Annotated in this window: 7 protein-coding genes and 2 pseudogenes; 5 read left to right on the top strand and 4 right to left on the bottom strand. The window is 70.3% G+C overall.

Features of this window, described 5'->3' with window-relative positions:
• Positions 1–15: 15 nt before the first annotated feature.
• Together ACIBBB_RS14690 and ACIBBB_RS14695 are read right to left on the bottom strand one after the other, a co-directional pair.
• Positions 16–2,646 carry an ABC transporter permease/substrate binding protein gene (locus ACIBBB_RS14690; protein WP_398981761.1) on the bottom strand — a complete coding sequence of 877 codons (2,631 nt, stop codon included), beginning with the start codon at positions 2,644–2,646 and terminating at the stop codon, positions 16–18.
• Positions 2,639–3,808, bottom strand: coding sequence for a glycine betaine/L-proline ABC transporter ATP-binding protein (locus ACIBBB_RS14695; protein WP_398981763.1), 1,170 nt, complete (start codon positions 3,806–3,808; stop codon positions 2,639–2,641). The genes ACIBBB_RS14690 and ACIBBB_RS14695 overlap by 8 nt, the downstream gene beginning before the upstream one ends.
• 296 nt (positions 3,809–4,104) lie before the next feature.
• Between ACIBBB_RS14695 and ACIBBB_RS14700 the strand changes: the two genes are divergently transcribed.
• The 5 genes and pseudogenes from ACIBBB_RS14700 (at position 4,105) to ACIBBB_RS14720 (ending at position 7,963) form a co-directional block, all read left to right on the top strand.
• Positions 4,105–5,010 carry a 5'-3' exonuclease H3TH domain-containing protein gene (locus tag ACIBBB_RS14700; protein ID WP_398982062.1) on the top strand — a complete coding sequence of 302 codons (906 nt, stop codon included), beginning with the start codon at positions 4,105–4,107 and terminating at the stop codon, positions 5,008–5,010.
• A gap of 115 nt (positions 5,011–5,125) precedes the next feature.
• Positions 5,126–5,971 (top strand): siderophore-interacting protein, encoded by an 846-nt coding sequence (locus tag ACIBBB_RS14705; RefSeq protein WP_398981765.1) that lies wholly within the window; start codon positions 5,126–5,128, stop codon positions 5,969–5,971.
• Between the two features lie 372 nt (positions 5,972–6,343).
• Positions 6,344–6,520, top strand: a pseudogene (locus ACIBBB_RS14710) (sigma factor); the annotation flags it as partial.
• A gap of 80 nt (positions 6,521–6,600) precedes the next feature.
• Positions 6,601–6,960: pseudogene (locus ACIBBB_RS14715) on the top strand (fasciclin domain-containing protein); the annotation flags it as partial.
• Between the two features lie 43 nt (positions 6,961–7,003).
• The gene (locus ACIBBB_RS14720) at positions 7,004–7,963 is read left to right on the top strand and encodes an ADP-ribosylglycohydrolase family protein (protein ID WP_398981767.1); all 960 of its coding nucleotides are present in this window, start codon (positions 7,004–7,006) and stop codon (positions 7,961–7,963) included.
• 156 nt (positions 7,964–8,119) lie between these two features.
• Here ACIBBB_RS14720 and ACIBBB_RS14725 read toward each other — a convergent pair whose 3' ends face one another.
• Together ACIBBB_RS14725 and ACIBBB_RS14730 are read right to left on the bottom strand one after the other, a co-directional pair.
• The gene (locus ACIBBB_RS14725; protein WP_398982064.1) at positions 8,120–10,948 is read right to left on the bottom strand and encodes a DEAD/DEAH box helicase; all 2,829 of its coding nucleotides are present in this window, start codon (positions 10,946–10,948) and stop codon (positions 8,120–8,122) included.
• 45 nt (positions 10,949–10,993) lie between these two features.
• Entirely contained in the window at positions 10,994–11,926 is a 933-nt protein-coding gene (locus ACIBBB_RS14730; RefSeq protein WP_398981769.1) for a diacylglycerol kinase, read from the bottom strand.
• Between the last annotated feature and the right edge of the window lies 1 nt (position 11,927).

Raw genomic sequence — 11,927 nt, forward strand, 5'->3', positions numbered from 1 at the left:
CTCACCGCCGACCGCTCACCGCGGAGCGATCTGGTCAGCGATGCCCGGATTCTTGTCCATCCAGGCCTTGACCGCCTCTTCCTCATGTCCTGTGCCGCGCTTCTGGATCTCGTTCTCCAGACCGGCGAGCTGCTGCTCGCTCAGCTTGAAGTTCTTGAACCACTTGGTCAGCTGCGGGTAGTTCTTGGGGAAGTCCTTGTTGGCCACGGTCCGGATCTCGTCACCTTCGCCGAAGGCCTTCTTGGGATCCTTCAGCTTGGTCAGCTCGTACTCGTTGTAGGCCCAGTGCGGGGTCCAGAGCATGACCGCGATCGGCTCCTTCTTGCCGTACGCCCGCTCCAGTTCGGCCAGCATGCCCGGCGTCGAGCTGTCGACGACCTTGTAGTCGCCGTCCAGGCCGTAGCCCGGCAGGACGTCGTTCTTGAGGATGTTCATGGTCTCGGTACCTGGCTCGATACCGACGATCCGGCCCTTGAACTCGTCCTCGCGGCCCTTCAGATCCTCCAGGGAGTCGACGCCCTTGACGTAACTGGGCACGGCGATCTCCAGGGACGTCGGCCCGTACCAGGAACCGAGGTCGGAGAGTTTGTCGCCGTACTTGTCCCAGTACTTCTTCTGGGTGTTGGGCAGCCAGCCGTCGAACTGGACGTCGATCTGCCCTCGGGAGAGCGCGGTGTACATCGGACCGACCTCGAACTGCTTGAGGTTCATCTTGTAGCCCCGGTCCTCCAGCACCGCCTTCCACAGATACGTGGCCGCGATGTCCTCTTCCCACGGGAACCAGGCGACTTCGATGGGCCGTTCACGCTCGTCCTTGCCGTTCGCGCCCTTGCTGACGCCGGCGACCGGGGCCCACTTGTCGGCCAGCCCGGGATTGTCCTTCAGCCAGGCGCGTACGGCGTCCTGCTCCTTGCCCTTCCCGGCGCCCTGGATCTCCGCCTCAAGACTGGTGAGCTGTTCCTCGGTCATCTCGAAGTTCTTGAGCCACTTGGCGACGCTCGGGTTGTCGGCGGAGAAGCCCTTGCGGGCGAGCGTGTGCACGCCGTCGCCCTTGCCCCAGGTCCCCTCGGGGTCCTTGAGCTTCTTCAGGTCGTAGGTGTTGTACGCCCAGTGCGGGGACCAGAGCGTGACGACGACCGGTTCCTTCTTCTCGTACGCGCGCTTCAGCTCGGCCAGCATGCCGGGCGTGGAGCCGTCGACGACCTTGTACTCGCCTTCGAGGCCGTACTCCTTGAGAACCTTGTCCTTGAGGATGCCCATCTCGCCCGCGCTGGGCTCGATACCGATGATCCGGCCCTTGAACTGGTCGGCCTTGCCCTTGAGATCCGCCAGGGAGTCGACGCCCTTCACGTAACTGGGCACGGACAGCTCCAGGGACGTCTCGCCGTACCAGGAGCCCATGTCCTCCAGCTTGTCCTGGTACTTGGCCCAGTAGGTGGCGTGGGTGTTCGGCAGCCAGGAGTCGGTCTGGATGTCGATCTGGCCGTTCGCCTGGCCGGTGTAGAGCGCCCCGGCCTCGTACTGGGTGGCCTCGACCTCGTAACCGCGCTGCTCCAGCAGTTCCTTCCAGAGGAAGGTGGACGCGATGCCCTCGTCCCAGGGGATGTAGCCCATGCTGATCTTCTTGCCCTGGCCGACGTCGCCCCCGTCGGCGACCGTCCCAGTCCCTCGGTCGCCGTCGCCACCGAAGATGCTCATGCCGCCTGCTACGAGCGCGAGTACGACCACGCCGACGACGGCGACCGAGGGACGCGGACGGTGGTCCCACACCTTGAACGAACCGCTCAGCGCCTGCGCCTTGGCCAGCGCGCGGCGGCCCACCGGTGAGACGTGCCGGCCGAGCGCGCCGGTCATCCGGTCGAGGTACATCGCCAGGATGACGATGGAGACGCCCGCCTCGAAGCCGAGGCCGATGTCGACGTTGCCGATGGCGCGGTAGACAGCGCCGCCGAGGCCGCCGCCGCCGACCATGCCCGCGATGACGACCATCGAAAGGCCGAGCATGATCACCTGATTGATACCGGCCATGATCGTGGGCAGAGCCAGCGGGAGTTGGACACGCAGCAGGGTGTTGCGCGGGCTGGTGCCGAACGCCTCGGCGGCCTCGACCAGTTCGGCGTCGACCTGCCGGATGCCCAGCTCCGTCATACGGACACCGGGCGGCAGGGCGAAGATGATCGTGGCGATGATGCCGGGCACTACGCCGACGCCGAAGAAGATGATGCCGGGGATCAGATAGACCATCGCGGGCATCGTCTGCATGAAGTCGAGCACGGGCCGGATGACGGCGCTGACGGTGGCCGAGCGGGAGGCCCAGACACCGAGCGGCACCGCGACGACCAGGATGACGATCGTGGCGACGAGCACCAGCGAGAGCGTCGACATCGCGAGTTCCCACAGCTCGATCGAGTCGATGAGCGCGAACCCGACGAAGGCGAGAGCGGCGGTGAGCAGCCCGCGCAGCCACCAGGCGAGCACGGCGAGGATGCCGGCGAGGACAAGCGGTTCGGGGCCGCTCAGCACCGCGTCGACGGCGTCGTACATGCCGGTGACGAGCGAGCTGATGGCGTCGAACAGCCAGGAGAGATGGCGCTGGAGGAAGTCGACACCGCTGTCGACCCACTCGCCGAGCGGGAGCCTAGGCACTGGCCGCCTCCTTACCGAGGGACAGCTGTGCCGGGGCGCCGTCGGCGACGGGCGCCGAGGTGCCCGCGCCCGCGGACGCCGGCGCGTCGGCGGGCGTCATCGGCTCGCCGAGTACGGCGAGCAGTCTGGCGCGCGGTACGACCCCGACGAGCCGCCCCTCCTCGTCGACCACGGCCACCGGGACCGAACTGGTCGAGCAGGGGGTGAACAGCTCGATGATCGGGGTGCTCGCGGTGACGCAGGCGGGCGCCGCGGCGAGCACGTCCTCGTCGGTACGCAGTTCCTCGCCGCCGTCCGTACGGAGGCCATGGGCGGTGTCGGCGTCCGCCATGATCGCGCCGGCGGTCAGGACACGCGAGCGGTCCACGTCCTGGGTGAAGGAGGCGACGTAGTCGTTGGCCGGGGTGACGAGGATGTCCTCGGCGGTGCCCATCTGGACGATCTCCCCGTCGCGCATCACGGCGATCCGGTCGCCGAGCCGCATGGCCTCGTTGAGGTCGTGGGTGATGAAGACGATGGTCTTCTTCAGCCGCTTCTGGAGTTCCAGGAGCTGGTCCTGCATGTCACGGCGGATCAGCGGGTCGAGCGCGCTGAACGACTCGTCCATGAGCAGCAGATCCGCGTCGGTGGCCAGTGCGCGGGCCAGACCCACACGCTGCTGCATACCGCCGGACAGTTCGTCGGGCCAGGCCTTCTCCCAGCCGGCCAGGCCCGCCAGCTCCAGCGCCTCGGTGGCGCGTTTGTTCCGTGCGGCGCGTGGGACGCCCTGGACCTCCAGTCCGTATCCCGCGTTCTCCAGCACGCTGCGGTGCGGGAAGAGCGCGAAGTGCTGGAAGACCATGCTGATCTTGGTGGAGCGCACGGTGCGCAGCTCGGCCGCGCTCAGGGCGGTCAGATCCTGGCCGTCGAAGAGCACGCGCCCGGCCGTCGGCTCCAGGAGTCCGTTGAGCATGCGCAGCAAGGTGGACTTGCCGGATCCGGAGAGTCCCATCACGACGAATATCTGACCGGGGTCGACGGAGAACGAGGCGTCGATCACCGCTGCGGTCGTACCTTCGGCGCGCAACTCCTCACGGTCCGTGCCGCTTTCGAGCTTCTTCACCGCTTCATCGGGTCGTGCGCCGAATACCTTGTACAGGTGTTCCGCCTGCAGCCTGGACACATATACCTCACGCCGTCGAAATGAGAAACGGCCCGCCACCCCCGCCGGCGGGCCGTGGAGCGGCACGGGGTCTGCCCGTGGTGTCCGGTCGACGGTCTTTGGCACTCCGTGTCCGGGTCCGCTCCGCATGCGCGCCTGCCCTGGTCCTCATGACCCAAACATTTATGTGGTCCACACCACTCGGTGCGCTGCCGCGCAGGTCAGACCGGTAGGGGCGGCGGCGCCCGGCGGGACCGGCCGACCGCCCCGCCGCTGTCAGTGGCATGCGGCATCATCGGGGTGTGACGCGACGCCTGATGCTCCTCGACACCGCTTCCCTCTACTTCCGGGCCTATTTCGGGGTCCCCGACTCGGTGCGTGCCCCCGACGGCACGCCCGTCAACGCGGTCCGGGGCCTGCTCGACTTCATCGCCCGGCTCGTCCAGGACCACCACCCGGACGACCTCGTGGCCTGCTGGGACAACGACTGGCGACCGCGGTGGCGGGTGGATCTAATCCCGTCGTACAAGGCGCACCGCGTGGCGGTGGAGAGGCCGGAGGGGCCGGACGAGGAGGAGACCCCGGACACGCTCGCCCCGCAGGTGCCGATCATCGAGGCGGTCCTGGACGCGCTGGGGATCGCCCGCGTCGGGGTGGCGGGTTACGAGGCGGACGATGTGATCGGCACGCTCACCGGCCGCGCCTCCGGCCCGGTGGATGTGATCACCGGCGACCGTGACCTGTATCAACTGGTGGACGACGCGCGCCAGGTGCGGGTGCTGTATCCGCTGAAGGGCGTCGGCTCGCTCCAGGTGACGGACGAGGCGTGGCTGCGCGAGAAGTACGGGGTCGACGGGCCGGGCTATGTCGATCTGGCGCTGCTGCGCGGTGACCCGAGCGACGGGCTGCCGGGTGTGCCCGGGATCGGCGAGAAGACGGCGGCCAAGCTGCTCGACGCGTACGGAGATCTGGCGGGGATCATGGCTGCGGTGGACGATCCGCGGTCCGGGCTCACTCCCTCCCAGCGCAAGCGGCTGGACGAGGCCAGGGCCTATGTGGCGGTCGCGCCCACGGTGGTGCGGGTCGCCGGGGACGTACCGCTGCCGGACTTCGATCCGGCGCTGCCCTCCGAGCCGCTCGATCCGGAGCTGGTGGAGGCGCTGGCCGCGCGATGGGGTCTGAACAACGCCATGCACCGGCTGCTCACCACGCTCGGGAAGTGACGGCGGGAGGTACATATCGCGCGCCGGCCGACAGCGGGGTGTTAACTTAGGCATACCTAAGCACCGCGCGACCGCCGATCGGCGGTCGTGTGCCGCATGAGTCGAGGGAGACGCCGTGGCAGCACAGTCGGCCCGCAAGTCACCGAAGGTCCACGAGGCGCGGGTGATACGTACCCAGCGCATCACGCCGCACATGGTGCGCCTGGTCCTCGGCGGCGACGGACCCGCCGGGCTCCGGGCGGGCGAATTCACCGACCACTACGTCAAGCTGCTGTTCGCGGCCGAGGGCGTCAGCTATCCGGAGCCGTTCGACATGGACCGGATCCGGGAGGACTTCCCGCGCGAGCAGTGGCCCACCACCCGTACGTACACGGTGCGCGAGTGGAATCCGTCCGCCGGGGAGATCACGATCGACTTCGTGGTGCACGGGGACGAGGGCCTGGCGGGCCCCTGGGCGGCCGCCGCGCGGCCCGGCGAGACGGTGCGGTTCCTGGGCCCCGGCGGGTCGTACGCCCCCGACCCGGCCGCGGACTGGCATCTGTTCGTCGGTGACGAGAGTGCGCTGCCCGCGATCGCTGCGTCGGTCGAGCAGGCTCCCGAGGGCGCCAAGATCCATGTCTTCGTCGAGATCGACGCCCCCGAGGAGGAGCAGAAGATCGCCGCTCCCGCCGGCGCCGAGATCGTCTGGCTGCACCGCGGGGACCGTCCGGTCGGCGAGGCGCTGGTCGCCGCCGTACGAGCGCTGGACTTCCCCGCCGGTGACGTGCACGCCTTCGTGCACGGCGAGGCCGGTTTCGTGAAGGAGCTGCGCCGCCATCTGCGGCACGACCGGCAGATCCCGCGCGAGCGGCTGTCGATCTCGGGCTACTGGCGGCTGGGCCAGAACGACGAGGCGTGGCGGGCGGTCAAGCGCGAGTGGAACGAGCAGGTGGAGCGCGAGCAGGAGAACCCGACGGTCTGAGGCCGCGCCGTCCTCGGTCGTCTTCTGGTACGACGGGAACGTCCGGGTGGAGAGCCGACCGCGACGACCGCGCGCATCGGCAGCGGTTCCCCGCGGCTCAGCACATCACCCCGGTCGGGATCGGATGCCATCGCCGAACGGCCCGCGGCCATCGCCCAGTTCACCGGGCGGGGCTGATGCCGTTCCGCACGACATGGCGTTCATCAGTGCGCCGCGGTCTGATCCCCGGGGCCGTGGTGATGAGCGCGCTCGGCTCCGGCATGTATGCCGGCATGAGCACGCTGGAGCGGAACGGTCGGAACGGCGAAACAAGCCGTACAGATCGGCGGTCCCGCCCCCGCCGGGCCGGACCTGCAGGAATTGCTGGGCCGGATGGCCCGGGGCGACCAGGAAGCCTTCGCCCGGGTGTACGACCTGGTCTGCGGGCCGGTGCTCGGGCTCGTCCGCTCCGTCCTGCGCGATCCCGCCCAGTCCGAGGAAGTGGCCCAGGAGGTCCTGCTGGAGGTGTGGCGCAGCGCCCCGCGCTTCCAGGCGTCCCGCGGCAGCGGCATGACCTGGGTGCTCACCCTCGCGCACCGGCGCGCGGTGGACCGGGTCCGCTCGGCGCAGGCGTCCAGCGACCGCGAGCAACGGGCGGCACGGCGGTCCAGAAGGCGGGCCTGGTCGACACCCTCAACACGGCTGAGAACATCACGGTGTTCGCCCCCACCAACGACGCCTTCGCCAAAATCCCGAAGGCCGACCTGGACGCGGTGCTCGCCGACAAGGCCATGCTCACCAAGATCCTCACCTACCACGTGGTGGGTGAGAAGCTGGCGAAGAAGCAGCTGGAGAGCGGCACCTACCCCACCCTCCAGAAGAGCGCGCTCACCACGGCGGGCTCCGGCGACTCGTACAGGGTGAACGACGCGGCGAGCGTCGTCTGCGGCGACGTCCCGACGGCCAACGCCACGGTGCACATCATCGACACGGTGCTGATGCCGAAGTAGTCCCACGCCCAACGGGGTTGTCCGGCCTCTCTATGCTGGCCGGATGACCCCCGTGGATCACCCGGACGCTTCGGACGGAGCGGCTCGCACCGACCGGGCGCTCGGAGCTGTCGTCGGCTCGGCCGTCGGCGACGCGCTCGGAGCGCCCTTCGAGTTCGGCCCCGCCGGCGCCTTCTCCGCCCGCTTCCCGGACGGCGTGGGCGAGATGTGCGGAGGCGGTGGCTGGGAGCCTGGCGAGGCCACGGACGACACACAGATGGCGGTCCTGATCGGCGAGTCGCTGCTGGAGCGCGGCGGCCTCGAACTGCCCGACGTCTTCGACCGGTTCCGGCGCTGGGCCGCGGCCGACCCCAAGGACATCGGGCTCCAGACGGAACAGGTCCTGACCAGCGGCGATCCCTGGGATCTCGCGGCCGCCATCCACTTCCAGCGCTCGGGACGGGCCGCCGGCAACGGCTCGTTGATGCGCGCGGCCACCCCCGCCGTGCACTTCGCCGCCGCCGGCCGGGAGGCCACCATGTCGGCCGCCCGCCGGATCGCGGCGCTCACCCACGGCGACGCGGCGGCCTGGGAGGGCACAGCCGTGCTGCACGAGCTGATCCGGGTGGCGCTGGACGGCGGTGATCCGGTTGCCGCGGTCCCCGGCGTCCTGCGGGACGTACGCGAGGACCACCGTCCGCGCTGGGCGGCCGTGCTCGACCCCGGGTGGCACCCGGACGACGCCACGGAGTTCAACGGCGCGGTATGGCCGTGCCTGGGCTCGGCCCTCTGGGCGCTGCGGACCACCGACTCGTTCGACGCCTCCCTCGCGGCCGCGATCGACCTGGGGGGCGACACGGACACCGTCGCGGCGGTCACCGGTGCGCTCGCCGGCGCCGTGTACGGCTTCGCAGCGGTCCCCCGCCGCTGGACCGACCCGCTCCATGTAATCCTGCCCGGATACGGCGACCGTGCGCTCCGTACACCCGAACTGGCCCGGCTCGCACAGCGGTTGGCCGCATGACGCAAGGGCCCGGACACTCGGTGTCCGGGCCCTTCGTGGACCTTGCCTGTCGAGCTGAGCCAGGTGACGCCCGGGACCGCACGCATCTCGTGGTTCCATCCCGAGACCTCGACCTCGCGCAGTACCCGCAGGGCGTCGCGGCGGGCGGACCCGGCGTCACCCCACCGAGCTGTACGCCACCACCCCGCGCAGCACCGCGTCGACCGCCTTGCGGGCGTTCTTCGCGACCGTGCTGTTCTCGCGGGGCGCCGCCGCGGCGATCTGTCCGAGGACGTCGATCACCTGCTTGCACCAGCGGACGAAGTCGCCGGCCGGCATCTCCGCGTCGCGCAGCACCTCGTCCAGTCCCTTGCCCGACGCCCACATGTGCACGGGCCAGGCGAAGCCGAGGTCGGGCTCTCGCTGGCCGACGCCCTCCGCCTGGTTGATCTTGAAGTCCTCCTCCAGGGCGTCGAGCCGGCCCCAGATACGGACCATCTCGCCGAGCGCGGCCTTCGCCGGGCCGCTGGGCAGCCGGGGCGCCACCGCGTCGTCCGACTGGCGCGCCTCGAAGACCAGCGCCGAGACGCACGCGGCCAGCTCCGCCGGGGAAAGCCCCTCCCAGACACCCTCGCGCAGACATTCGCTGGCCAGCAGGTCCAGTTCGCCGTAGAGCCGCGCGAGCCGCTTGCCGTTGCCCGTGACCTCGTCGGCGCGCAGATAGTCCATCTCGGTGAGAAGGGCGACGATACGGTCGAAGGTGCGGGCGATGGTGTTCGTCCGGCCCTCGATCCGCCGCTCCAGCTGCCGGGTGTCCCGCTGGAGCCGGTGGTAGCGCTCGGCCCAGCGCGCGTGGTCCTCCCGCTCGTCGCAGCCGTGGCACGGGTGCGCGCGCAGCTCCGACCGCAGCCGGGAGATCTCGCGGTCGTCGGCGGCCGGCGCCCGCCCCTTGCGGTGCCGCTCCGGCGCGATGTGACCGGCCTTCGAACGGAGCGCGGACGCCAGATCGCGACGCGACTGCGGCGATCGCTGGTTGAAGCTCTTCGGGATCCGCATCCGCTCCAACGCCTCGACCGGCACCGGGAAGTCCATCGACGCGAGCCGCTTGACCTGCCGCTCGGCGGTCAGGACCAGCGGCCTCGGGCCGTCGTGATACTCCACGCCCCGGTGGCCGTTGGCCCGCCCGGCCGGCAGCCCGGGGTCGAGCACCAGCGCGAGCCCGGCGAACTTGCCGGTCGGGACATGGATGACATCGCCGGGCTTGAGCTTCTCCAGCGAGGACGCCGCGGCGGCCCGCCGCTGCACGGCGCCCTGCTTGGCCAGCTCCGTCTCGCGGTCCTTGAGGTCGCGGCGCAGCCGCGCGTACTCCTCGAAGTTCCCCAGGTGGCAGGTCATGCCCTCCCGGTAGCCCTCCATCCCCTCTTCGTTCTTCTGGACCTGCCGGGAGATCCCCACCACCGACTTGTCCGCCTGGAACTGCGCGAACGACGTCTCCAGCAGCTCGCGCGAGCGGTGACGGCCGAACTGCTGCACCAGATTGACCGCCATGTTGTACGACGGCCGGAAGCTGGAGCGCAGCGGATACGTGCGGGTGCCCGCGAGGCCCGCGAGCGCGCCCGGGTCCATGCCACGCTGCCAGAGCACCACCGCGTGGCCCTCGACATCGATGCCCCGGCGTCCGGCGCGCCCGGTCAGCTGGGTGTACTCGCCGGGCGTGATGTCGGCGTGCTGCTCGCCGTTCCACTTGACGAGCTTCTCCAGGACGACGGACCTGGCCGGCATGTTGATGCCGAGCGCCAGGGTCTCCGTGGCGAACACGGCCTTGACCAGACCCCGTACGAACAGCTCCTCGACGACTTCCTTGAATGTGGGCAGCATGCCGGCGTGGTGCGCCGCGATGCCGCGCTCCAGGCCCTCCAGCCACTCGTAGTACCCCAGCACATGCAGGTCCTCGGTGGGGATGGACGCGGTGCGCTCCTCCACGATCTCGCGGACCCGTGCGCGCCTGTTGTCGTCGTTGAGCCGCAGCCCGGCGTGCAGGCACTGCTGTACGGCGGCCTCGCAGCCGGCCCGGCTGAAGATGAAGGTGATGGCGGGCAGGAGGTCCTCGGCGTCGAGCCGCTCGATCACCTCGGGCCTGCCCGGTGTCCAGATCCGGCCGCGCTGTCGGCGCTCGCGCTCCCGGTCCGCCTCCCGGACCATCTTGCCGCGACGGCGGTCACGCGGGTTGTACGTCTTCTGGTTCTCCATCCGGGCCAGCCGCACGAGATCGGGGTTGACCTCGCGGCGGGCCCCGCCCCGGCCGCCGTGGTCGGTGCTCTCCTCGAAGAGGTCGTACATCCGGCGGCCCGCGAAGACGTGCTGCCACAGCGGCACGGGGCGGTGCTCGGAGACGATCACCTCGGTGCTGCCACGGACGGTGTCCAGCCAGTCGCCGAACTCCTCGGCGTTGGAGACCGTCGCCGACAGCGACACCAAGGTCACGGACTCGGGGAGGTGGATGATCACCTCTTCCCAGACGGCGCCCCGGAAGCGGTCGGAGAGGTAGTGCACCTCGTCCATCACGACATAGCCGAGCCCGGACAGCGACTGGGAGCCCGCGTAGAGCATGTTGCGCAGGACTTCGGTGGTCATGACGACCACCGGGGCGTCGGAATTGACGCTGTTGTCGCCGGTGAGCAGCCCGACCTTGTCCGCGCCGTAGCGTTTCACCAGGTCCGCGTACTTCTGGTTGGACAGTGCCTTGATGGGCGTGGTGTAGAAGCATTTGCGGCCCTCGGTGAGGGCCAGGTGCACGGCGAACTCACCGACGATCGTCTTGCCGGAGCCGGTGGGCGCGGCGACCAGGACGCCCTTGCCGGACTCCAGCGCCCGGCACGCCTCGATCTGGAACGGATCGAGGCCGAAGTCGTACATCTCGCGGAACGGCGCGAGTGCGGTGGCCTGCTCGGCTGCCCGGGTCCGAGCTGCGGCGTAACGCTCGGCCGGTGTGAGGTCCTCTGTCATCTTGCTCACGAGCCTACCCGCCACCTCCGACAGTCAGCGCGATCTTTACGGGCGAGGTACCTCGGCCCCTCCGCGGCCCGGCGCCGGGCCGCGGCCGAGCACCCGTACGGCCCCGGCGACACACTCCGCGGTCAGCGGCAGCGGGCCGAGCGGCTCCCCGTCGGCGTAGCCGGTGAGGCCGGGGGCGGCAAGGGTGATCTTCGCGGTGCGGTGGACGGTGACCTTGGGGTGGCTGAGGTGCGTGCCCCGGTAGACTCGCGGGAAGACCTTCAGCAGCGTGGCACGGCCGCAGTCCCCGACGACTGTCACGTCGAAGAGCCCGTCGTCCATGGCGGCGTCCGCGCAGATCCGCATGCCGCCTCCGTAGGAGGGGCCGTTCCCGACGGCGATCAGGGTCGCCTCGATCTCGCGCTCGATGCCGTCGTCCAGGGTCATGCGGTACCGGACGGGCTTGAAGGCGGCCAGTTCGGCCACCATCGCCAGGTCGTACTTGAGCCGGCCGTTCGGCCGGCGCATGCGGTTGCCGCGGTCGTTGACCCGGGAGTCGAAACCGGAGGCCAGGACGGTGCCGAACCACCGGCCCCCGACCCGCCCCAGGTCCAGCTCCCGGATGCCGTCGTTCTTGAGCGCGTCGGCCGCGATCCGGCCCGCCTCGGCGGGGTCCCGGACCGGCAGGCCGAGCGCCCGGCCGAAGTCGTTGCCCGTGCCGACGGCGACGACGCCGAGCGGGGTGTCCGTACCGGCCACGGCCTGGAGGGCGAGGGAGACCAGACCGTCCCCGCCGACAGCGATCAGGGCGCCGGTTCCGGCCGCGACGGCCTCACGCGCGCGCCGCAGCGCGTCGTCGGCGTCGGTACCCAGCACCGTACGGACGGAGTATCCGGCGTCCCGGAGCGCGCGGGCGGCGGGCTGGGCGGCACGGGCGCCCCTGCCGCGGCCCGCGGCGGGATTGACGAAGAGGCTGATCTCGGCGGTCACG

The sequence above is a fragment of the Streptomyces sp. NPDC051217 genome (genome assembly GCF_044455465.1).
Lineage (GTDB): Bacteria > Actinomycetota > Actinomycetes > Streptomycetales > Streptomycetaceae > Streptomyces.

What these genes read in the sequence shown, in the direction of transcription:
- ACIBBB_RS14700 (WP_398982062.1), top strand. Translation starts at nt 4,105, where the DNA reads ATGCTCCTCGACACCGCTTCCCTCTACTTCCGGGCCTATTTCGGGGTC.
- ACIBBB_RS14720 (WP_398981767.1), top strand. Translation starts at nt 7,004, where the DNA reads ATGACCCCCGTGGATCACCCGGACGCTTCGGACGGAGCGGCTCGCACC.
- ACIBBB_RS14725 (WP_398982064.1), bottom strand. Translation starts at nt 10,948, where the DNA reads ATGACAGAGGACCTCACACCGGCCGAGCGTTACGCCGCAGCTCGGACC.